Source organism: Polaribacter sp. 2305UL8-11, from assembly GCF_058147165.1.
The window spans coordinates 116888-139820 of sequence record NZ_JBYVJW010000004.1; the positions used below are offsets into that span (position 1 = coordinate 116888).

Genomic DNA, 22933 nt, shown 5'->3' on the forward strand with positions numbered 1-22933 from the left:
TCTGAAAAGTAGTTAAGTATGTCAAACTGAGCTTGTCGAAGTTTTGTAATTCATTGATTATCAGTTGTGTTTCGACAATCTCAAAATGACAAGTAGTTGATTTTTTGACTTTCCAGATAGCCTCTTTGTAAAAAATAATATGACAAAAAAAACATATTTTAATTGGAGTTCAGGAAAAGATGCTGCTTTAGCATTGTATAAAATACAACAAACTGCTGAGTATGAAATTAGTTTATTGGTTACCACTGTAAATAAAGATTATAAACGTGTTTCTATGCATGGTTTAAGAGAGGAATTGCTCGAAAAACAAACGGAATCTTTAGGACTTCCACTTCAAAAAATTTCTTTCCCAGCCAATGTAACTATGCATTCTTATTCAGAAACTATGAAAATTGCGATGGATTCTTTGGTTGAAAAAAAATATAAATATGCTGTTTTTGGTGATATTTTTTTAGAAGATTTAAAAGAATATCGTGATTCTAAATTAAAAGAAGTAGGCATTAAAGGGGTGTATCCACTTTGGAAAAAAGATACAAAAGAAATCATAGCCGAATTTATAGAACTAGGTTTTAAAGCTATTACAGTTTGCGTAAATGCAAAACTTTTAGGAAAAGAATTTGTTGGCAGAATAATAGATGAACAATTTATAAAAGATTTACCAAAAAACGTAGATGTCTGTGGAGAAAATGGAGAATTCCATACGTTTGTTTTTGATGGTCCAAACTTTAGCAAACCTGTAAATTTTAATATCGGCGAAAAAAAGTTGCGTTCTTATACTTTGCATGATAATGATGATGATAATTGCCATCAATCTAAAGAAAAGGAAGAAGAAAAAAACCACGATACTAGTTTTTGGTATTGCGATTTGATTCCGAAATAAGTAAGCTAAAAGTTTTTAAATCCTAATAGAAAGTTTTTAAATCTGCAATTTGTGTTAGGTATAGAATCTTTCGACTACGCTCAAGACAGAATACATGCTTGAGCTCTTTTTTCTTTTTCAGAAAAAAAGTGAGTAGTTAAAGCCAATTAAAATACCCAAATAAAAAAGACTATTAATGTTCTTATTCTATACCTACAAGGTTTTAGAAACCTTGCAGGTATAAATATTATTTCAACTTATCAGAATTCAACAAGAAAACAGCATTGGCTACAAATAGTTTTCCATTTTCCCAAAAAGAACGAAACAAAGGGTTTTCTGTCATATAAATAATACTTCCTCTACCCATTTTTTCTTCTCCAAAAAGTAAAGATTCAGGAATCTTTTTTACAGCTTTACTACCTGCATAACCAGATATATTTTTAGCAGTTTTATCAAAATAAACAACGTTATTTCCGTTTTGTAAATATTGGTAAGCAGTAGCACCTAATTTTAATGAGAAATATTCATTTTCATAGCCAAAAGCCAGAGGATGAGTAGTATCTACCTTACTTTTAAAAATACTACCTGTTATAAAATTGGCAACACTTTTACGCTCTTTATCTGCATAAGGAGTTAAATTTGGGGTTTCCGTTTTTTCTTCTGCTTTTTTTCTTTTTAAAGCAAATCCTTTTTTATCTGCAAAGCTATTTAAAGCATTTCCAATAGTAATTAATGTACCTCCAGAACGTACCCAAGTTTTTAATTTATCTAAAGTTGATTTATTTAAAACACGACTATAATAACCATTTGGCAAGATAATTACATCAAATTGAGCGAAATCTACGCGACCAAAATAGTCTGAATTGATATTTGTAATTGGGTATTGCAGTTGTGTTTCAAAGAAATGCCAGATTTCTCCAAAACTTAAAGAAGAAGTGCCATTACCAGATAAAACTGCAATTTTTTGTTTGTTGATGGGTTTTACAGAATACGAACCAAAATCAACTCCAGACTTAGAAAAACTACTTAAAATAGGAATAATATTTCTGCTATTTTTAATAGCTAACTGAACTAGTTCTTTATCAAAATTTGGATTTGATCTATTGTCAGATCTAAGTATAATCAAAGAGCCTCTGTCAAATTTTCTCTCTGGGTTTCTAGAAACAAATTCTTTTTCTGTAAAACGTACTCTTATATTATTTTTTAACAAATCTGCTAAAAAAGTTGCATCATCTAAACTATTCCATTTAGATGCATATCCTATTGCATTTTTATTTTCTGAGGGTAATAATTTATCTGTTAAGGTTATTTGTGAAGCGACTTTAGCAGTTGATGCAATTGTTTTAAAACCGTGAGCATAAGGTAGAGACCAAGCTGTAATATCATAGGTTAAAGAATCTGCTAATTTTGCTTTAGGCTCAAATAAAACTTTGACCATTTTTCCTTTTGGTTGGTTGGTATGTATGACTAAATCTGAAGAAGTAAAATTCATTTTTTCTTCTTTTTGATTTTGATAATTATAACCTTTTACAGAAGAACCATTTTTGGTATTTTCATATTGTATTTCATGAGCGTCTAATAATCTTTTTAAACGATTTGTTTTATCTTGATTATCATTTTTTAACACATAACTTTTATATTTTAAATTACTATTATCAAAGAATTTTTTGAATTCAGTATTTAATTTTTCGGCATTATTAGCAGCTATTTCTACAGTAGACAAACCTGTTGTTGTATGATGAATTGCTCTGTCTTTTAACGTTAAAACTTCTCCCTCATCAGTTTTAATTCCTAATCCTGCACGTCCATGACCAGCTTGTTCGTAAGTCATTCCAATGGCTCCCATGTAAGTTGGATAGGTGTCTCCATAACTTGGATACAACAAATCGAAACTCTCTTTTGTAAAATATAACCAACCTTCTTTGTCAAAATATTTAGCATGATTTTTACCTATTTGTACTTGAAAATCACGTTGCCAATCAGAAATAATTTCATGAAAAGGTTCTGCAGCTGGTGCAAAATAATAAGGGTTGTTAATGCCTTGTTCATGAAAATCTACATGTATATGTGGCATCCACTTGTTGTACATCTTTATTCTTTGTTGCGACTCTACTTGAGTAGCCCAAGCCCAATCTCTATTTAAATCAAATAAATAATGATTTGGTCTTCCTCCAGGCCAAGGTTCTGAATGTTCTTTAGCATCTTGATTTGCGTTATAAGGAGTACTTTTTACTTGATTAAACCAATTTACATACCTATCTCTTCCATCAGGATTTATACATGGGTCTATAATAACTATCGTATTTTCTAACCACTTTTTTTTCTTTGTAACTAATTTGTAAAGTGTTAACATAGAAGCTTCTGTACTAGATGCTTCATTGCCATGAACATTATAACTCAACCAAACTATGGCTATTTTATTAGTAGCATTGCCAGAAATAATGCCTGTTTGAGATAAGTTGTTTTTTCTAATATTTTCTAAATTATTGATATTTTCTTGAGAAGAAATATAGCTTAAATACAAAGGTCTATGCTCATTTGTTTCTCCGTATTTTTCTAGTTTTACGTTAGATAAAGTTTTACTAACATATTTAAAATACTCAACAACTTTGTGATATCTTGTAAAACGTGAGCCAATTTCGTATCCTAAAAATTCGGATGGAGCTTGTACAGTTTGAGAAAAAATGCTTCCACAAATTAAAAAAGCAATAATAAAAAGTGATTTAATTTTCATAAAATTAAGTTTGAAAACCAAATGTAATAAATATATCTTTTTGTTTTTTAGGATTATATCCTTTTATCTTGTTAAAACTTTGTTAGATTGATTTTTTCTTTTCGACAAAGCTTTAAAATATTCGTATTTTTATCAAAAATTAACCAAATACCATGAGTTCTATATTAGAAGCTGATTGTTGCAAAACTGTGTTATCTTAAAATAGCTATGAAAGTAACACACATTCCATTTCAAAAAACGGGTTTTTTCTCTAAAACGATGCTCGATTATTTAGCGCAAGAAGACTCTATAAAACCATTTTACAATAATTTTCCTAACATTACAGGTTTTCATAATCAAATAGAAGAGAAACAACAATCTTTCAGGTTGCAATCAAGATTAGTATTAACAGATGCAATAAAAAATCAATATAAAAATTTTTCAATTTCAGATTCAACTTCAGAAAATATAGCACTTTTAAAACATCAAAATACATTTACAATTACTACAGGACATCAGTTAAACTTATTTACTGGACCTTTGTATTTTTTATATAAAATTATCTCTGTCATTAATTTATGCGAAGAATTGTCAGAAAAATTTCCAGAACAAAATTTTGTTCCTGTATATTGGATGGCTACAGAAGATCATGATTTTGAGGAAATAAACTATTTTAATTTTGATGGAAAAAAAGTACTTTGGAATAGAGAAGATGGTGGAGCTGTTGGCCGATTTTCTACTGATGGTTTAGAAGATGTTTTTAAAGTTTTTTCGAATCATTTAGGAAACTCAAAAAATGCAGAATATTTAAAACAATTGTTTTCTGATGGCTATTTAAAACACCAAAATTTGGCAGATGCCACTCGTTTTATTGCCAATGAGTTGTTCAGTAACTATGGTTTAATAGTTTTAGATGGTGATGATAAAAATCTAAAACAATTATTTGCTCCAATTGTAAAAGACGAATTAGAAAACGAGCTTTCTTACAAAGCTGTATCAAAAACGATTTTAGCATTAGAAAAGAACTATAAAATTCAAGTAAATCCTAGAGAAATTAATTTATTTTATTTAGGTGATGATTTTAGAGAACGTATTATTTTTGAAGACAATATTTACAAGGTAAACAACACTAACATTACTTTTTCTAAAGCAGAAATTTTAAAAGAAGTTTTACAAAACCCCAAGGCATTTTCTCCTAATGTAATTATGAGACCTTTATACCAAGAGGTGATTTTACCTAACCTTTGTTATGTTGGTGGAGGAGGAGAAATAGCCTATTGGCTTGAGCTGAAAGACTATTTTAAGGATGTTAAAATACCTTTTCCTATTTTATTGTTACGAAATTCTGTGCAAGTTATTTCTGAAAAACAACAGAAAAAACTAGATAATTTAAATATTTCTCATCAAGAATTATTTTTAAATCAACATGAATTACTTTCAAAAAAAGTAATCGAAAACTCTGATATTAAAATTAGTTTCGAGGATAAAATCTCCTATTTAGAAAAGCAATTTGCCGAATTAAAACAAGTTGCCAAAAAAACAGATGTTTCTTTTATAGGCGCAGTAAAAGCACAAGAAGTAAAACAAATAAAAGGATTAAAGAATTTACAAAAACGTTTGTTAAAGGCAGAAAAAAGGAGACAAAACGATTTGGTAGAAAGAATCACAGCATTGCAAAACCAGATTTTACCCAACCAGAGTTTAGAAGAACGTCAACGTAATTTTTCTGAATATTATTTAGAATATGGTGAAGGATTTATAGATGCCTTAAAGAAATCGTTAAAACCTTTAGAATTAGAGTTTACTATTTTAGAAATGTAGGTTAATCAATTTAAAATGATGTCTCCTCGAGCGCAGTCGAGAGGTTATTATTAGTTCTCGACTGCGCTCGAACTGACACTTAGTTTATGAAAGACAAAGGATTGCACCCAAAAAACAAATTCAATAAAGGATATGATTTTAAAGAACTTATCAAAAATAATTCTTTGCTAAAAGATTTTGTTGCAGAAAATAAATACGGAACAATAACCATCGATTTTTCTAACCCAAAAGCAGTAAAAGAACTCAATAAAGCATTACTTTTTTCTTATGATAAAATCTCAATTTGGGATTTTCCAGACGAAAATTTATGTCCACCAATTCCTGGACGTTTAGATTATATTCATCATTTGGCAGATTTACTTTCAACTGAAAAAAATATAAAAATATTGGATATTGGTACAGGTGCAACTTGTATTTATCCGCTTTTAGGAGTTGCAGAATACAATTGGAATTTTGTTGCCACAGATATCGATTTAGATTCTTTGGATACTGCACAAGATATTATAGATGATAATAATTTAGATGCAAAAATTGAGTTGCGACAGCAGTTTAATGAACAACAAATTTTAAAGAAAATTATAGAGGAAAATGATTTATTTTCTGCGACTATGTGTAATCCGCCTTTTTATAAATCTGCAGAAGAAGCACAAGGTGCAAACAAGCGTAAAAACAGAAATTTAGGTAATAATGCTGTTAGGAATTTCTCTGGAAATAACAATGAATTATGGTATGTAGGAGGAGAAAAAGCTTTTTTGCATAATTATTTATATGAGAGTTCTTTATTTAAATTTTCTAGTAAGTGGTTTACAAGTTTGGTGTCTAAAAAAGAAAATGTAGAGAGTTTAAAAAAATCTTCTCAAAAATTAGGAGCGACTGAATTTAAAATTATTCCTTTAAGTCAAGGTAATAAAGTTACTAGAATTGTTTGTTGGCGATTTTAGATATTATTTTACTTTATCTTCTAAAAAAGCTTCCCCTTTTATTAGCCAAGAAAATCCAAATACCCACAAAGCAAAAGTTTCGCACCAAAAAATAATGTCTGTTGCTCTTCTTGTACTTTCTTCCATTAAAAAGAAACTCAAACCTGCTGCTACAACAAATAAGATAATTAAAATACCACACCAAAAATAAAATTTATTTCTTTTCAATTTCATTTTAGTTGGAGGTTTTTTAGGGTTTGTTCTTCTAAATATAACCAAACAAAAAATAGTAAATATGGCAAATAAAATTACAGCAGAAGATAGATGAAAAACGCGTACAGCTTTGCTATTACTAATAGTAGGAAATAGTGCTACGCAAATTGCAAAAAAACCTCCTATTGTTGCTAAAATCCCATCATTACTCAGTAATCCTTTTTTTTCAGATTTATACCCTCTGTAAGTAAATAAAAAGAAACCTAAAGCAAAAAGGAAACCTACAAAAACATCTCTAAGTGGAGTGCCATAATAATCACTAATAGAATCTTGAATAAAATTTTCTTTGTCAAAAAAGAGCATTCCAATTGCAAGAATAATGGGTAAAAAAACACCAATTACACCAATAAGTTTTCTTAATAATAAATATGAAGTTTGAATATTTTCATCAGATTGGCGTTTTGCTTCCATAGCTTAGGTAGGTTAGTTGTTTGATAATCAAATATAAACAATTATTTTTTTCAATTTACAACAAACCTTGTAGGTGAAATCAAATAGGCTATTTAGTAGACTAATTCTTTGATGTTTTGCTTTGATGTTATATTTATTTTATCAATTTTTATGTATTCAAACACATTAAAATCTATTGGATTTGGTTTTAATGTTTGAATAAATATTCTTTTTTTAGAATTTTTATTTAGAGAATCAACAATTGTCTTCAAGTTGCTAATTGCTATTTCTTTATCAGGAACTAAAACATAATTTATAAAAGGAATTTCTGCATCAGAAACCTTACTTTCAATGGATGTAATAATTTCATCAACTTTATCAATCGTATTTATTCTATCAAAATACTCTATTCTTATGGAGTCATTTTTCATATCAAATAAAATATATCGATTTAATCCTTCATTTTCTATAGAATCTTTTGGTTGGTATAATTCTCTTTTATTTTCAACTTTTAAGAAATTAATTGGTAATACGGATTTATAATCTTTAAAACGATTACAAACTGTATCAATTCTGGTTGCAACAAGTTTAACTCCTAATGCACTTTCGAGATAAAGTTTATTGTTTTTTAACTTGTAATCAAAAGATAAATCTCCACATTGATCTGGAAAAAAAATATGTTTTTTATCTGGAAAATGTTCACCTTTTATTGGTTTAGATAATAGTGAGAAAGTAAAGTAGCAATCATTACTTTCTAAAATATCGATACTTGAACCTGCATCTTCATAATTAATAGATTTTGCATGCCAATGTCCTGTCAAATCTTTTTTACATCCAAAGACAAAAGGAATCAATAATAAAAAAAGAAACTTTTTCATAATTTAAAGATACAAAAAAGAGGCTGTCTGAAAAGTCAAAAAATTAACTACTTGTCATATTGAGCTTGTCGAAATATAATTGATAATCAGTGAATTATAAAACTTCGACAAGCTCAGTTTGACGTACTTAACTACTTTTCAGACAGCCTCTTTCTTGTGCTAAAAAGTAAGGTTCTACAAATTAGGAATCACTAATTCTTGACCAGGATGAATCACATCTGGGTTTTTTAAGATGTTTCCATTCGCTTTAAAAATTTCAGTGTATTTAGAAGCTTTTCCATAATATTGTTTTGCAATTTTACCTAAAGTTTCTCCTTTTTCTACAGTATGTCTTGCATATACAGAATCGTCTTCTACTTTTATATCTGCCATAATATCAATTGGGTTTTCTCCACCAACTTTTTTAATTTCGTCCCAGATTAAATCTTTATCATAAGGCGTTTTTGCAGTTCCCCAAACTTTTAATTGTCCGTTTTCTTCTTTTACATCACCATCTTTAATGTTTAATTGTTCTCCTAAATCTAAAACACTTTGATATTTTGCTCTCATTTTAATTCTTTTTATTGTTAATTTAATAATTTAAAGATACAAAAAACCTTGCCAAATTGGCAAGGTCTTTTCTCTATTTTCTTTATTCTATTTTCTATTTCTACAAATGAATCACTTCATCATAAGCATCTGCAACAGCTTCCATTACTGCTTCACTCATAGTTGGATGAGGGTGAATTGCTTTTAAAACTTCATGTCCAGTAGTTTCTAATTTACGCCCTAAAACAGCTTCTGCAATCATATCTGTAACTCCAGCACCAATCATGTGGCATCCTAACCATTCACCATACTTTGCATCAAAAATAACTTTTACAAAACCATCTGGAGTACCAGCTGCTTTCGCTTTTCCTGAGGCAGAAAAAGGGAATTTACCAACTTTAAGTTCATAACCTGCTTCTTTTGCTTTTGCTTCTGTCATACCCACAGAAGCAATTTCTGGAGTTGCATACGTACAACCAGGAACGTTTCCATAATCAATTGGTTCTGTATGCAAACCAGCCAATTTCTCTACACAAGTAATTCCTTCAGCAGAAGCAACGTGCGCTAAAGCTTGCCCAGGAACAACATCACCAATTGCATAATAACCAGGAATATTAGTTTGATAAAAATCGTTTACTAAGATTTTATCTCTATCAACAATAATACCTACATCTTCCAAACCAATATTTTCAATATTCGATTTAATTCCAACTGCTGATAATAAGATGTCTGCCTCTAAAGTTTGTTCTCCTTTTTTTGTTTTTACAGTGGCAACAACTCCATCACCAGAAATATCTACAGATTCTACAGAAGAATTTGTCATTACTTTAATACCTGCTTTTTTAATAGAACGCTCAAATTGTTTAGAAACATCAATATCTTCTACAGGAACCACATTTGGCATATATTCTACAATCGTAACTTCTGTTCCCATAGAATTATAGAAATGTGCAAACTCTACACCAATAGCACCAGAACCTACAACAATCATAGATTTTGGTTGTTTTGGTAAACTCATAGCTTGTCTGTAGCCAATTACTTTTTTACCATCTTGAGGTAAGTTTGGTAATTCTCTAGAACGTGCACCAGTTGCAATAATAATATTGTCTGCAGCATATTCCGTTACTTTTCCATCTTCTGCAGTAACATCTACTTTTTTACCCGTTTTTATTTTTCCAAAACCGTTAATAATATCAATTTTATTTTTCTTCATTAAAAAAGCAACACCTTTGCTCATTCCATCAGCCACACCTCGACTTCTCTTAATTACAGCTTCAAAATCTTTGTCAATTGCTTCCGCCTTTAATCCATATTCATCTACATGTTTTAAATAATCGTAAACTTGCGCAGATTTTAGTAACGCTTTTGTTGGAATACATCCCCAGTTTAAACAAATTCCTCCTAAGTTTTCTTTCTCAACAATGGCAACTTTAAAACCTAATTGAGAGGCTCTAATTCCAGTTACATATCCTCCAGGGCCACTTCCTATAATAATGATGTCGTATTTCATAATTGTGTTTGTTTTCTATACTTTTTATTTGGGCGTTTTAACAGGCTTTCCATTATATCTCTGAAACAAGTTCAGAGGATGCCATTCCAATCCCTAACGCGCGCTAATTTACTAACTTTTATTATTTACTAAAACTTTATTCAATATTTACAACCAATAACCATTCAATTTCCAGAACAGTTCCTTCCTTTAGGGAAGGTTAGGATGGAGTTTTACATTCTCTCTGGAACTTGAATTCCCAATAAAGAAAATGCAGACTTAATTGTATCTGCTACTTTCTTAGCCAATTGTACTCTAAATATTTTTTTATCTTGATTTTCTTCTCCTAAAATTGATACATTTTGATAAAAAGAATTGAATTCTTTTACCAAATCATATGTGTAATTAGCAATAACTGCAGGCGAATAATTGGCTGCAGCTTGCTGAATTATTTCTGGAAACAACTCCAATTGTTTCAATAATTCTTTTTCTTTTTCATGTAGTTCAATCGAAACTGGTTTAGAGTAATCAAAATCAGCTTTTCTAATTATAGATTGAATTCTAGCATAAGTATATTGGATAAAAGGTCCTGTGTTTCCTTGAAAATCTACAGAAGATTTTGGGTCGAACAAAATTCTTTTTTTAGGATCTACTTTTAAAATAAAATATTTTAAAGCTCCTAAGCCAATGGTTTTGTATAATTCGTTTTTTTCCTCATCAGAATATCCGTCTAATTTTCCTAATTCCTCAGATATTTCTTTGGCTGTAGTTGTCATTTCTACCATTAAATCATCAGCATCTACTACAGTTCCTTCTCTAGATTTCATTTTTCCAGAAGGTAAATCTACCATTCCGTAACTTAAATGATGCAATTGTTTTGCCCAGTCAAATCCTAGTTTTTTCAAAATTAAAAACAAGACTTGAAAATGATAATCTTGCTCATTTCCTACTGTATACACCATTCCTCCAACATCTGGAAAATCTTTTACACGCTGAATGGCTGTACCAATATCTTGGGTCATATATACTGCTGTTCCATCAGAACGCAATACAATTTTTTCATCCAAACCTTCATCTGTTAAGTCACACCAAACAGAACCATCTTCTTTTTTATAGAAAACGCCTTTTTCTAAACCTTGTGCAACTACATCTTTTCCTAATAAATACGTATCACTTTCATAATACAAAGTATTAAAATCAACTCCCATATTTTTGTAAGTGGCGTCAAAACCTTTGTAAACCCAAGAATTCATTTCTTTCCAAAGATTAACAACTACAGTATCTCCAGCTTCCCATTTTAGCAACATTTCTTGTGCTTCTATTAAAAGTGGTGCTTGTTTTTTTGCTTCTTCTTCTGTTTTTCCTTCAGCAATTAATTGAGCGATTTGTTTTTTGTATTCTTTATCGAATTTTACATAGTAGTTCCCAACCAGTTTATCTCCTTTTAAACCAGTTGATTCTGGAGTTTCTCCATTGCCAAACTTTTTCCAAGCCAACATAGATTTACAGATATGAATACCTCTATCGTTAATAATCTGTGTTTTATATACTTTTTTACCTGCAGCTTTTATAATTTCTGCAACAGAATAGCCTAACAAATTATTACGAACATGACCTAAATGCAGTGGTTTATTGGTATTTGGTGATGAATATTCAACCATCATCGCTTTTTCATCCGCCTTTGGCGAAACAAAACCATAAGTTGTATTTGTGTAAATTGTATTGAAGAAATTTGTAAAAAAAGCATCATCAATCACTAAATTTAAAAAGCCTTTTACAACATTATAATTAGTAATTTCTGCAACATTTTTAACAATATATTTTCCTAAATCTTCTCCAATAACAGCAGGATTTCCTTTTTTGTAACGTAACATAGGGAAAACCACAACAGTAATATCTCCTTCAAATTCTTTTCTAGTTGCCTGAAATTCTACAGATGGAATTTCTACATTATATAGAGTTAAAAAAGCCTCTTTTACTTTGGTTTCTATGCTATTTTGAATGTTCATATAGTATCAAAAATTGAAATGCAAAATTACGTAATTTTTATTTTTTTTAGTTGATTATTAAAGTAGAAAAAATGTATTTTTGATTATTAACCTTCAAAAACCTTTCGACTGCGCTCAAGGTGACATTATTGTTGTCTGGTTGAGCGCAGTCGAAACCTATTATTCTATGGAAAAACGTTTAGAGCAGCTCCCAAAATTAGCACAAGAAGCAAAGAAAGAAAGCGAAAAATATTTTGCGAGATTAAAAAAGCGTACTCCAAAAAGATTGGATTATTTAATGCAAGAATTGCATGAAGAAGAGTTTGAAAAAACAGACTGTTTAACGTGTGGAAACTGCTGTAAAACTACGAGTCCGATTTTTACAGACACAGATATAGAAAGAATTTCTAAACATTTAAAGATGAAGGTGGCTGCTTTTCATGAGCAATATTTAGTAAGAGATGAAGATGATTTTATGGTCTTAAAAACTGCTCCTTGTACTTTTTTTGACGAATCTGACAATACTTGTTTTATTTATAAAGTTAGACCCAAAGCCTGTGCAGAATATCCGCATACAAATCGTAAAAAGTTTATTGGAATCACAGATTTAACCATTGCAAATACTTTTATTTGTCCTGCAACATATAATATTGTAGAGAAGTTAAAACAAGTTTTACCTTTAGAAGGAAATAAGAAGGTTATGAGATAATAGTTTCTTTTATTTTCAATATTAAATTCAAAAAACTTCTCGATATAATTTTCTAAAAAAAATCTAAAATAACTCGAAGTGACAGCACTTAAATGTAGTGTTGTCTGTTTGAGTGATTTTTCTGAAGTATGAATAAAAATTGTATCGAGAACTTTTAAAAAGTTTTCACTATTTTAGTAGCAAATAAAACTATTTTGGAAACTATTTTTAATTATTTCGAAACCATACCTTCTTCCCATAGAAGTATTATTTTGGTTGGTGGAATTACTTTTTTCTGGTTATTAGAAGGTGCAATTCCATTATTTAAATTTGATTACAAAAAATGGAAACATGCTATTCCTAACTTGTTTTTTACGTTAACGACGATCATAATAAATTTTGCTTTAGCTTTTTTACTATTAAAAACAGCAGATTGGGTACAAGCCAATAATTTTGGAATTATTAATTGGTTACCAGAAATGCCTTTGTGGTTGTATGTGGTTTTAGGTGTTTTATTTTTAGATTTTTTTGGTGCGTATTTAGCACATTACATAGAGCACAAAATAAAACCTTTGTGGATGGTTCATTTAGTGCATCATTCTGACCATAAAGTTGATACAACTACTGCAAACAGACATCATCCTATAGAAAGTGTCATTCGTTTTGCGTTTACTTTATTAGGTGTTTTTGTAGTAGGAACCCCTATTGCAATTGTGTTTATTTATCAATCTATGTCGTTAATTTTCACACAATTTACACATGCCAATATTAAAATGTCACCAAAAATAGATAAATTCTTGAGTTACTTTATTGTGTCTCCAGATATGCACAAAGTACATCATCATAATATGTTGCCATATACAGATTCTAATTATGGAAATATCTTTTCTATCTGGGATAGAATTTTTGGAACTTATATGGAACTTGACCGTGAAAAAATTGTCTATGGAGTTGATACTTTCCCAGATGAAGCCACAAATTCTTCTTTAAAAGAGTTATTGAAACAGCCTTTTCAAGGTTATCGAAAACCTAGTGGAGTTGAGGAAAGTCAATAATTTCGGTTCTAATTTTTAGTTTATTTCTTTTTCTAACTTTATTAATTTTTTGCCACAAAACAAGGTTAACTTTTAGACGGTATTATTAAATTCATCAATCCTATCATTTATAGCTTTGATTTTTATTTTTTGTTCTTTTGTACGTATTTCTGTTTTTTCAAAAATATGTCCATCTGGCCATATTAACTTTGTTTTAATGGCTTCTTGTTTTGAATCCCAGTGATATTTTTCATCAATTTTTTCAAAAGCCCAAATTCTCCATTTAGCAATAAAAAAAGACCAAACTAACCACCCTAAAACAAATGAAATAACAAAACCAATTGCTGTAAAAGCGCTAGAGAAATAACCAATATGATTTAAAAAATATGTTAACCACATTAAACCAAACATTACTATCATTACTGGAAAATTAATTAACAATTGTCCTTTATTTAAGACTTTATTAAAAAGAACTTTTTCTTCTTTTGTCATTTTAGTTATTTGTAAATCAAATATTTTTCCCTTACTTTTTTAAACTCCTCCAAACCATCAACCCAAGTTGCTCTAATTTTTTCTTCAGACAAACCTTGCTCTAATTGTTGTTGTAATTTTTCAGTTCCTGCATGAATGGTAAATGTGCTTCCAAAGAACTTTTCTGTTTTTGGAGTTTTTTTATAGGCATTTATTAAAAAAGACAAGTCAATTTTTGATAAATATGGAGTTTCACTTAAATCTACTCCATAACACAATTTTCCTTTATGCTTTGGATATTTTGCACCTTCGTTTGCTTGTGGAGTATACCAAAAATCTGTTTTCTTAAAAAATGGCGCTCCATATCTTTGAAACTGAAATGCTGTTCCACGTCCAGCATTGATAGTAGTTCCTTCGAAAAAACCTAAACTAGGATATAAGTTAATGCTTTTATCATTAGGTAAGTTTGGCGAAGGTTTTATTGGCAAAGAATATCTCGAATTATGTGTATAATTTTTATTCGGAATTACTTTTAAATCACATTGAATTCCATTTTCTAACCATTTTTCTCCATTAATCATTTGTCCATATTCGCCAATTGTCATTCCATAAACCACAGGAACAGGATGCTTACCCACAAAACTGGTATGCTCCATTTCCAAAACTGGACCATCTATATAATGTGCATTCGGGTTTGGTCTATCTAAAATAATAACTGGAATTCCGAGTTCTGCACAAGCTTCCATTACATAATGAAGCGAAGAAATGTAAGTGTAAAAACGAGCTCCCACATCTTGAATATCAAAAACCATGACATCAATTCCTTCTAATTGCTTAGCAGAAGGTTTTTTACTTTTCCCATATATAGAAATAATTGGTAAACCTGTTTTTGTATCAAAACCATCGTTAATCAATTCTGCAGCATCTGCTTTTCCTCTAAAACCATGTTCTGGAGAAAATACTTTTGTTACTGTAATTCCATTATAATTATGTAAATAATCTACTAAATGGTACGTTACTTTTTTTGAACCCATCACATTTGGGGCAACTTCTGCTCTTTGTAAAACAGATAAAACAGAAGTTTGGTTCGCAACAATACCAACATTTTTCCCTTTTAATAAATCGAGATATAAATTAGTTTGTTCAGCACCAGTTTTTATAACAGTTTCTGTATCCTCTTCTCTCTTTTCTTTTTTCTCTTTTCTATTTTGCGCGCAAGAAATCAGCTGAAAATTCAGCAATAGAAATAAGAATAAATATGTACTTTTGAAAGGTTTAAAATTTATCATCAATTTGAATTACGAGTTATTTATTGCAAAACGTATTATCGCTGGCAAAAAGTATAAAAATAGCATTTCATCACCAATAATAAAAATTGCAATCACTGCAATTGCATTAGGGATAATGATAATGTTAATTGCTGTGGCTACTGCTAGTGGAATGCAAACTAAAATTAGAGATAAAATGGCAGGTTTTAAAGGCCATATTCAAATTGTAAATTACGATAACAACAACTCTGATGTATCTATAGTTCCTATAAAAAAAGAAAAATCTTTTTATCCAAAGTTTGACAACATAGAGGGTATTAAAAATATTCAGGTATTTGCAAGTACAGCAGGAATTTTAAGAACAAAAACCGATTTTGAAGGTATTATTTTTAAAGGTGTTTCTACAGATTACGATTGGACATTTTTTAAAGAATACCTTTTAGAAGGGCGAGTGCCTAATTTTAATTTAGAAAGAACCAAAGAAGTTTTAGTATCTAAAACAATTGCAAATCGTTTACAGTTAAAATTAAATGACACCATTTTAGCCACATTTTTAAAAAAAACAAGTAAAATACCATCCAACAAAAAATATGCTATTGTTGGTATTTATAACTCTGGTTTTGCAGAGTTTGATAAATCTATGATGATTGGAGATATTAGAGAAGTTCAAAACTTAAACAAGTGGTCCGAAAATGAAATTGGCGGTTTTGAAGTTGTTCTAAATAGTTTTGATGATATAGAAGCAAAAGGAGAAGAAATTTACAGTAATATTGGAGCTACATTAAATAGCAAAACTATTTTAGAGCTATATGCAGCTGTTTTCGATTGGATTAAATTATTTGACAACAATGTTTGGGTCTTAATCAGTATTATGATTTTAATTGCAGGTATAAATATGATTACTGCACTATTGGTTTTAATTTTAGAACGTGTACAAATGATTGGTATTTTAAAAGCATTAGGAAGCACAAACACAAGCATTCGAAAAATATTTTTATACAATGCATCTTATTTAATTTTAAAAGGTTTGTTTTGGGGGAATATTATTGGGCTTTCTATCATTTTTATACAACATTATTTTAAAATAATTACATTAGACCCAGAAACCTATTATGTAGCTACAATGCCTGTAAATATTAGTGTAGGAGCAATTATAGCTTTAAATGTTGGTACATTAATTTTGTGTTTTTTAATGCTAATAATTCCATCTGTAATTATTACTAAAATTCTTCCTTCAAAGTCCATTAAGTTTGCTTAGAATTTATATTAAGTTTTTCAAAATTTGGGCGTTCCCTAAAGGTCGCGCTTGGAGTTTATCTTGAGCTAAGTCGAAAGGCACTCGCTTTTTTTTGAGAAAAACAAAAAAGAGCTCAAACAATTGCTACAATCGCTAACGCAGACAGTCTAGTAATTTTTGGTAAAACCATTAGCTTTTAGATAATCTGCGTTAGCGATTGAAATGGCATCCTTTTTATACTGAACTAGATTCAGTATCTCTTTCAAATGAAACTGTTAACATTTCATGAAAAGATGCTGAAATAAATTCAGCATAAATAAAAAGATATAATGGAAAGCGCGACACTTGTGGAACGCCCAAAAACAGATTATCTTTGCAACTCCAAAAATACGATATGATTTACGCAAAAAATATATTAGAAACCATAGGTAATACACCCTTAGTGCAATTAAATTCTGTTACAAAACAAGTAGATGCTTTGGTTTTGGCAAAAGTAGAAACCTTTAATCCAGGAAACTCTGTAAAAGATAGAATGGCATTAAAAATGATTGAAGATGCAGAAGCAGATGGTCGTTTAAAACCTGGAGGAACAATTATAGAAGGAACTTCTGGAAACACAGGAATGGGATTAGCTTTGGCAGCCATTGTAAAAGGGTATAAATGTATTTTTGTAATTTCTGACAAACAATCTAAAGAAAAAATGGATATTTTACGTGCAGTTGGTGCAGAAGTAATTGTATGTCCAACAAACGTAGAGCCAGATGATCCACGTTCTTATTATTCGGTTTCAAAAAGATTAGGAGCAGAAACGCCTAACTCTTGGTATGTTAATCAGTATGACAATCCAAGTAATGCAATTGCGCATTATGAGCAAACTGGCCCAGAAATTTGGGAGCAAACTGAAGGGAAAATTACACATTTTGTGGTGGGTGTTGGAACTGGAGGAACTGTTTCTGGAGTTGCAAAATACCTGAAAGAGAAAAATCCTAATATTAAAATCTGGGGAGTAGATACTTATGGTTCTGTGTTTAAAAAATATCATGAAACTGGTATTTTCGACGAGAATGAAATTTATCCCTACATCACAGAAGGAATTGGAGAAGATATTTTGCCTAAAAATGTCGATTTTTCTTTAATTGATGGTTTTACAAAAGTTACAGATAAAGATGCTGCTGTTTACACCAGAAAAATAGCTAAAGAAGAAGGGGTTTTTGTGGGTAATTCTGCTGGTTCTGCCATTAAAGGATTATTGCAATTAAAAAAGCATTTTACAAAAGACGATGTTGTTGTGGTGTTGTTTCACGATCATGGAAGTAGATATGTGGGTAAAATGTTTAACGATGATTGGATGCGTGACAGAGGTTTCTTGGAAGAAGACATTAAAACAGCTGCAGATTTGGTAAAAAATGATGAAAAAAGAACCTTGGTAACTGTGCAAACAGAAGAATTGGTTTCGCACGCTATTGAAAGAATGCGTGATTTTAAAATTAGCCAAATTCCTGTAAAAGATATTAATGGTTTTGTGGGTTCTATAGACGAATCTGTCTTACTACATAATTTTATTGCTGATAAAAACATTGCAAATAAGCCTATTAAAGAGATTATGGGACAACCATATCCAGTTGTAAAAAAATCGGCAAAATTAGATGCGATTTCTAAACTGATAACGAAAGAGAATCAAGCAGTTTTGGTAGATTTAGAAAACGGAAATCATCATATTATTACGAAATATGATATTATAAGTGCGATGTAGTTCCATTACTTATTCATGTATTTATCTGGACCTTATCTTTCTGATATTATTTTAATCTTATTAAGAAATTGAAAGCATATTAAGGTTCTTTTAAATATTTTTTACAAACTCCAAAAACACTTTTTTATGCAATGCTAAATCTAAATTTGGTGATAGAGATGTACGTACAATATAATCTTTATCACCTTCTTTGGTTGTACCTTGGGTAGAAGTTGCAGGAATGGTCCAATAACATCCTTTTAATTGACCATAACTGACACAAAACTTGCTTTCATCTGGAATTTCAGTAATCATTAAATCGATTAATTTCAAATTCAAGGCTCTTTTATAAGCTTCCTTTTCTACAGCTGTATTTCCTTTTGTTGGTAAATCCAAAGAAAATACAGAAGGTGTAAAACCTTGTGCTGCTAATTTTTCAGAAACAAAATTGATTTTCGCCTCAGGTAAAGTTGCTTTGATAAAATTCACAAACTCCAACGTGTTTTTATAAGCATCTTTAATTCGTTGATTCATAGAAGGCAATTGTGCAGCTAAAACTTCATATTGCAGTGGAGTTGCTTCATTATCACAAAGCATTAAATGATTTTCTATTTTCTCTAATAAGGCTTCAGCTTTTTCATTCACAACACAATACCCAGCAGTACATTTTCCTCCACTTGGAAATTTAGAGCCACTTGCATAAGAAATTGCTCTAACTGAAGATAAAATGGCATTTTCTCCTAAAAAGTGATAATTAGGACAAAATGTTTGGTCTAAAATAAACACAGAATCAATAGCAGTTGTACCAGTTAAAGTGGTACGTTTTTTACTTAAAACCGCTTTTAAATCTTCTAAATTTGGGACTTCAACTCTTGGGTTTGTTGGTATTTCTGCGATGATATAAGGCACTGCATCTTGTTCAGCAACTTTGGTTAAAACACTTTCTAAACTTTGTACCATGTCATTATCACCATCAACAGGTAAATCTACTACTTCTACATTTTTAATAACAGCAGCAACACGTCTTGCTTGGTCATTGGTACCTCCATAACAATTTGGTGGAACAATAAATTTAATGTCTTTTCCTTTGTGATTTTCGTAAGCAGCATCTACCAAACCCATCATAATGGCAAATTGCATAGAAAGTCCACTAGAAGCCACTAAAGGTAGAGTAGTTGTATTAGTAATTTCCATAATTGAATCTAAAACAAGAAGTTTATTGGCAACTTTTTCACTTGTTTTTAGTTTTTCAAAAGAAAATGTTTCAACATAATCTTGCAAAGCCACCAAACAATTTTCTGGAGTCATGGCTACTGTTTCTCTTCTTCTTACATGCTGAATCTCGAAAATATAAGCATCATTTTCTTTGCCATTTACTAAAACAATACTGCCTAAATTTGGATGAATATTTACAAAAAAATCAATATTAGCAACAATGTTAAAATTAGTAATGGTATCTTTTTGTTGTATAAAAATGGTGCTCCCATCAAATGGAGGAACTTTTGCACCTTGTACTACTTTTTGCAATTCGAATTGATACCCATACACTTCTTTTAAAATAGTGGCATCAAAAGAGGTTGGTAGTTTATTTGTATATAAAATTCGTGTTTTTTTATTGACTAAACCATTTTTTCTTAAAATGGCGAAAACAGGCATTGTCTTCGAATCAAAACTAATAATATTTTGTGATTGTAAATGATGAGAATTTGCAATCACCCATTCTAAAACACAAGACAAAGGATGCCCTAAACGAATATAATCGTAGGCTGTAGGTAAGTTGTCTAAAGCAGTTGCTTCAGTAATGTTATTCTTATATAATTGCATAAACTCTTCTAAAAACTGAATTTTAGCCAATTTTTCATTATAAATATCAAGTCTGTGTGTGGTTAAGTTTAGCCAATCTTTTGGCAAATTTGCCAATATTTTTGTTATAAAATTCTGCATGTATGTACCTACTTTTAGGAAGTTGTAAATATACATTTATTTGATAATTATGTATCGTTAAAAAAAGAAGAGATTAAATGTATCAATAATATCATTTCTAGTCTTTTGAGAAATATCAAATTAATAAATTTATAGATTTCTCGGCTACATTTCATTCCGCTCGAAATGACATTTTTAATTTAAATTGAGTTTGTTTATCGTTTCTACTCTGTGGAGAAATCTCAGAGAAAAGTGTTTAGAGATTTTCCGACTTTAATTTCATTTCACTTTAAATGACAGTTTTTTTTAAAATAAAAATCAATATCCTGCAAAATAAATAGACATCGTATTTTAAAACAAGTTAAATTATTGTTTATCAGCTATATAATTATTATTTCAACAGTTAGAAATCATTAAGTAAAACGTATGATTTCTGTTAAAAACTTAAATAAAGCTTACTTTTGATAGCTGATACCTAATCATATCAATAAATAACAAGAAAAATGGCAAAAACATTATTTGACAAAGTATGGGATTCGCATGTGGTACGAAGTGTAAAAGACGGACCAGATGTGTTTTTTATAGACCGTCATTTTATCCACGAAGTTACAAGTCCTGTAGCCTTTTTAGGATTAGAAAGTAGAGGAAATAGTGTGGTATATCCAGAGCGTACATTCGCAACTGCAGATCATAACACACCAACTATAAATCAACATTTACCAGTGGCAGACCCATTGTCTGCAAACCAGCTAGGTGCATTAGAAAACAATGCTGCTAAATATGGTATTTCTCACTGGGGTTTAGGTGATGAAAACAACGGAATTGTACACGTAGTAGGTCCAGAAAACGGAATTACATTACCAGGTGCAACCATTGTTTGTGGAGATTCGCATACATCAACACATGGAGCTTTTGGAGCTATTGCCTTTGGTATTGGTACAAGTGAAGTAGAAATGGTATTGTCTACACAATGTATTATGCAGCCAAAACCAAAATCTATGCGTATTAACGTAAATGGTAAATTAGGTTTAGGAGTTACGCCAAAAGATGTGGCTTTATACATTATTTCTCAACAAACAACTTCTGGTGCAACTGGATATTTTGTAGAATATGCAGGTGATGTTTTTGAAGATATGACTATGGAAGGACGAATGACAGTTTGTAATTTGTCTATAGAAATGGGAGCAAGAGGAGGTATGATTGCACCAGATGCAAAAACATTCGAATATTTAAAAGGTCGTTCTCAAACGCCTAAAGGAGCAGATTGGGATAAGGCAATGAGCTATTGGGAAACGTTATATACAGATGAAGGAGCAAGTTTTGATGCAGAATTTAATTACGATGCAGCAGATATTGAACCAATGATTACTTATGGTACGAATCCAGGAATGGGAATTGGAGTTACAAAATCGATTCCGAATGCAGAAGCTGTAGAAGGTGGTGTAGAAACTTATAAGAAATCATTAGGTTATATGTCTTTTAGAGAAGGTGATGCTATGATTGGTAAAGAAATCGACTTTGTTTTCTTAGGTTCTTGTACAAATGGACGTATAGAAGATTTTAGAGCATTTTGTTCTATTGTAAAAGGACGTAAAAAAGCTGACAATGTAACTGCTTGGTTAGTTCCAGGTTCACACAAAGTAGTAGATCAAATTAAGGCAGAAGGTTTAGATAAGATTATAGACGATGCAGGTTTTGTATTAAGAGAACCAGGTTGTTCAGCTTGTTTGGCTATGAATGATGATAAAATTCCAGCAGGAAAATTATCAGTTTCTACATCAAACAGAAACTTTGAAGGACGTCAAGGACCAGGATCTAGAACCTTATTAGCAAGTCCTTTAGTAGCTGCAGCATCTGCAGTAGAAGGGAAAGTAACAGATCCAAGAACGATATTAGTATCATAATAAGGAATTAAAACTAAGTATGTCAGTTCGAGTGATTTTTCTGACAAAGGAAGAAAAATAGTATCGAGAACCACTAAACTTCTCGATACAAATTTTACTCATTTCAATCGTAAAATTCACTCGAAGTGACAAGAATAAATTTAAATTAACTGCCAACTGAATACTGGTAGACTGAATACTTAAAACAATGGCTTACGATAAATTTAATGTATTAACAAGTACAGCATATCCATTACCAACAGAGAATGTAGATACAGATCAAATCATTCCAGCACGTTTCTTAAAAGCGACAGAGCGTAAAGATTTTGATATCAATTTTTTCCGTGATTGGAGATTCAATCAAGATGGAACACCAAAAGCAGATTTTCCTTTAAATAAAGAAATTTATGCAGGTTCTAAAATTTTAGTAGGAGGTAGAAACTTTGGTTCTGGTTCCTCAAGAGAGCACGCAGCTTGGTCTGTGTACGATTTTGGTTTACGCTGTGTAATTTCATCGGCATTTGCAGATATTTTTAAGAATAACTGTTTAAATGTTGGGGTTTTGCCTGTGCAAGTTTCTGCTGAATTTGCAGATACTTTATTTACAGCAATTATGGCGGATCCAAAAACGGAGATAAAAGTTGATTTACCAAATCAAACCGTAACTTTAGTAGCAACAGGAGAATCTGAATCTTTTGAAATCAATTCATACAAAAAAGACAATATGTTAAACGGTTTTGATGATATTGATTATTTAAAAAACATCGAAAACGAAATTGCTGCTTTTGCTGAAACAAGACCATTTTAATTACTAAAAAGTCTTCGACAAGCTCAGACT

The 22933-nt window shown here is 30.5% G+C and carries 18 protein-coding genes; 9 read left to right on the forward strand and 9 right to left on the reverse strand.

Going from position 1 to position 22933, the window contains the following annotated elements; genetic code table 11:
- Positions 1-139: 139 nt before the first annotated feature.
- Complete coding sequence (locus tag ACY2RW_RS05020) at positions 140-880, forward strand: Dph6-related ATP pyrophosphatase (protein ID WP_490121607.1); 741 nt, start codon at positions 140-142, stop codon at positions 878-880.
- Between the two features lie 226 nt (positions 881-1106).
- Here ACY2RW_RS05020 and ACY2RW_RS05025 read toward each other — a convergent pair whose 3' ends face one another.
- Positions 1107-3593 carry a M14 family metallopeptidase gene (locus ACY2RW_RS05025; RefSeq protein ID WP_490121608.1) on the reverse strand — a complete coding sequence of 829 codons (2487 nt, stop codon included), beginning with the start codon at positions 3591-3593 and terminating at the stop codon, positions 1107-1109.
- Between the two features lie 207 nt (positions 3594-3800).
- Here ACY2RW_RS05025 and bshC point away from each other — a divergent pair, with 207 nt between their 5' ends.
- Positions 3801-5393, forward strand: a complete 1593-nt coding sequence (bshC, locus tag ACY2RW_RS05030) for a bacillithiol biosynthesis cysteine-adding enzyme BshC (protein WP_490121609.1) — start codon at positions 3801-3803, stop codon at positions 5391-5393.
- 86 nt (positions 5394-5479) lie between these two features.
- Positions 5480-6334, forward strand: coding sequence for a 23S rRNA (adenine(1618)-N(6))-methyltransferase RlmF (rlmF, locus tag ACY2RW_RS05035; protein WP_490121610.1), 855 nt, complete (start codon positions 5480-5482; stop codon positions 6332-6334).
- A gap of 3 nt (positions 6335-6337) precedes the next feature.
- On the opposite strand, the gene ACY2RW_RS05040 is transcribed toward rlmF, so the two are convergent.
- The 5 genes from ACY2RW_RS05040 to argS all read right to left on the reverse strand — a co-directional run bounded on the left by ACY2RW_RS05040 (position 6338) and on the right by argS (position 11880).
- On the reverse strand, positions 6338-6997 hold the full coding sequence (locus ACY2RW_RS05040) for a hypothetical protein (RefSeq protein ID WP_490121611.1): 660 nt from the start codon (positions 6995-6997) through the stop codon (positions 6338-6340).
- Between the two features lie 92 nt (positions 6998-7089).
- The gene (locus tag ACY2RW_RS05045; RefSeq protein ID WP_490121612.1) at positions 7090-7854 is read right to left on the reverse strand and encodes a hypothetical protein; all 765 of its coding nucleotides are present in this window, start codon (positions 7852-7854) and stop codon (positions 7090-7092) included.
- Between the two features lie 174 nt (positions 7855-8028).
- On the reverse strand, positions 8029-8403 hold the full coding sequence (locus ACY2RW_RS05050; protein ID WP_490121613.1) for a LysM peptidoglycan-binding domain-containing protein: 375 nt from the start codon (positions 8401-8403) through the stop codon (positions 8029-8031).
- Between the two features lie 100 nt (positions 8404-8503).
- Complete coding sequence (gene lpdA / locus ACY2RW_RS05055; RefSeq protein WP_490121614.1) at positions 8504-9892, reverse strand: dihydrolipoyl dehydrogenase; 1389 nt, start codon at positions 9890-9892, stop codon at positions 8504-8506.
- A gap of 212 nt (positions 9893-10104) precedes the next feature.
- A complete protein-coding gene (gene argS / locus ACY2RW_RS05060; protein WP_490121615.1) occupies positions 10105-11880 on the reverse strand; it encodes an arginine--tRNA ligase in 1776 nt (591 codons plus the stop codon).
- A 166-nt stretch (positions 11881-12046) separates the two neighbouring features.
- Here argS and ACY2RW_RS05065 point away from each other — a divergent pair, with 166 nt between their 5' ends.
- Together ACY2RW_RS05065 and ACY2RW_RS05070 are read left to right on the forward strand one after the other, a co-directional pair.
- Complete coding sequence (locus tag ACY2RW_RS05065) at positions 12047-12568, forward strand: YkgJ family cysteine cluster protein (protein WP_490121726.1); 522 nt, start codon at positions 12047-12049, stop codon at positions 12566-12568.
- A 194-nt stretch (positions 12569-12762) separates the two neighbouring features.
- The gene (locus ACY2RW_RS05070; protein ID WP_490121616.1) at positions 12763-13602 is read left to right on the forward strand and encodes a sterol desaturase family protein; all 840 of its coding nucleotides are present in this window, start codon (positions 12763-12765) and stop codon (positions 13600-13602) included.
- 72 nt (positions 13603-13674) lie between these two features.
- On the opposite strand, the gene ACY2RW_RS05075 is transcribed toward ACY2RW_RS05070, so the two are convergent.
- Together ACY2RW_RS05075 and ACY2RW_RS05080 are read right to left on the reverse strand one after the other, a co-directional pair.
- The gene (locus tag ACY2RW_RS05075) at positions 13675-14073 is read right to left on the reverse strand and encodes a hypothetical protein (protein WP_490121617.1); all 399 of its coding nucleotides are present in this window, start codon (positions 14071-14073) and stop codon (positions 13675-13677) included.
- Between the two features lie 5 nt (positions 14074-14078).
- The gene (locus ACY2RW_RS05080) at positions 14079-15341 is read right to left on the reverse strand and encodes an exo-beta-N-acetylmuramidase NamZ family protein (RefSeq protein WP_490121618.1); all 1263 of its coding nucleotides are present in this window, start codon (positions 15339-15341) and stop codon (positions 14079-14081) included.
- A gap of 4 nt (positions 15342-15345) precedes the next feature.
- On the opposite strand from ACY2RW_RS05080, the gene ACY2RW_RS05085 reads away from it, so the two are divergent.
- Together ACY2RW_RS05085 and ACY2RW_RS05090 are read left to right on the forward strand one after the other, a co-directional pair.
- Complete coding sequence (locus ACY2RW_RS05085) at positions 15346-16578, forward strand: ABC transporter permease (RefSeq protein WP_490121619.1); 1233 nt, start codon at positions 15346-15348, stop codon at positions 16576-16578.
- Between the two features lie 373 nt (positions 16579-16951).
- Positions 16952-18310, forward strand: coding sequence for a pyridoxal-phosphate dependent enzyme (locus ACY2RW_RS05090; RefSeq protein ID WP_490121620.1), 1359 nt, complete (start codon positions 16952-16954; stop codon positions 18308-18310).
- A gap of 90 nt (positions 18311-18400) precedes the next feature.
- Here the strand turns inward: ACY2RW_RS05090 and ACY2RW_RS05095 are convergent, their stop codons facing one another.
- Positions 18401-20233, reverse strand: a complete 1833-nt coding sequence (locus ACY2RW_RS05095; RefSeq protein WP_490121621.1) for a PLP-dependent aminotransferase family protein — start codon at positions 20231-20233, stop codon at positions 18401-18403.
- A 482-nt stretch (positions 20234-20715) separates the two neighbouring features.
- Between ACY2RW_RS05095 and leuC the strand changes: the two genes are divergently transcribed.
- Both leuC and leuD read left to right on the forward strand, forming a co-directional pair.
- Positions 20716-22116, forward strand: a complete 1401-nt coding sequence (gene leuC, locus ACY2RW_RS05100; protein ID WP_490121622.1) for a 3-isopropylmalate dehydratase large subunit — start codon at positions 20716-20718, stop codon at positions 22114-22116.
- A 187-nt stretch (positions 22117-22303) separates the two neighbouring features.
- Positions 22304-22903 carry a 3-isopropylmalate dehydratase small subunit gene (gene leuD / locus ACY2RW_RS05105; RefSeq protein ID WP_490121623.1) on the forward strand — a complete coding sequence of 200 codons (600 nt, stop codon included), beginning with the start codon at positions 22304-22306 and terminating at the stop codon, positions 22901-22903.
- The last annotated feature ends 30 nt before the right edge of the window (positions 22904-22933 follow it).

Excerpts from the sequence above, each read along its gene's own strand:
- ACY2RW_RS05050 (WP_490121613.1), bottom strand. The coding sequence starts at position 8,403 with ATGAGAGCAAAATATCAAAGTGTTTTAGATTTAGGAGAACAATTAAAC.
- ACY2RW_RS05040 (WP_490121611.1), bottom strand. The coding sequence starts at position 6,997 with ATGGAAGCAAAACGCCAATCTGATGAAAATATTCAAACTTCATATTTA.
- ACY2RW_RS05020 (WP_490121607.1), top strand. The coding sequence starts at position 140 with ATGACAAAAAAAACATATTTTAATTGGAGTTCAGGAAAAGATGCTGCT.
- ACY2RW_RS05090 (WP_490121620.1), top strand. The coding sequence starts at position 16,952 with ATGATTTACGCAAAAAATATATTAGAAACCATAGGTAATACACCCTTA.
- ACY2RW_RS05080 (WP_490121618.1), bottom strand. The coding sequence starts at position 15,341 with ATGATAAATTTTAAACCTTTCAAAAGTACATATTTATTCTTATTTCTA.
- ACY2RW_RS05095 (WP_490121621.1), bottom strand. The coding sequence starts at position 20,233 with ATGCAGAATTTTATAACAAAAATATTGGCAAATTTGCCAAAAGATTGG.
- leuC (WP_490121622.1), top strand. The coding sequence starts at position 20,716 with ATGGCAAAAACATTATTTGACAAAGTATGGGATTCGCATGTGGTACGA.
- bshC (WP_490121609.1), top strand. The coding sequence starts at position 3,801 with ATGAAAGTAACACACATTCCATTTCAAAAAACGGGTTTTTTCTCTAAA.
- ACY2RW_RS05045 (WP_490121612.1), bottom strand. The coding sequence starts at position 7,854 with ATGAAAAAGTTTCTTTTTTTATTATTGATTCCTTTTGTCTTTGGATGT.
- ACY2RW_RS05065 (WP_490121726.1), top strand. The coding sequence starts at position 12,047 with ATGGAAAAACGTTTAGAGCAGCTCCCAAAATTAGCACAAGAAGCAAAG.
- leuD (WP_490121623.1), top strand. The coding sequence starts at position 22,304 with ATGGCTTACGATAAATTTAATGTATTAACAAGTACAGCATATCCATTA.
- ACY2RW_RS05025 (WP_490121608.1), bottom strand. The coding sequence starts at position 3,593 with ATGAAAATTAAATCACTTTTTATTATTGCTTTTTTAATTTGTGGAAGC.
- lpdA (WP_490121614.1), bottom strand. The coding sequence starts at position 9,892 with ATGAAATACGACATCATTATTATAGGAAGTGGCCCTGGAGGATATGTA.
- ACY2RW_RS05075 (WP_490121617.1), bottom strand. The coding sequence starts at position 14,073 with ATGACAAAAGAAGAAAAAGTTCTTTTTAATAAAGTCTTAAATAAAGGA.
- argS (WP_490121615.1), bottom strand. The coding sequence starts at position 11,880 with ATGAACATTCAAAATAGCATAGAAACCAAAGTAAAAGAGGCTTTTTTA.
- rlmF (WP_490121610.1), top strand. The coding sequence starts at position 5,480 with ATGAAAGACAAAGGATTGCACCCAAAAAACAAATTCAATAAAGGATAT.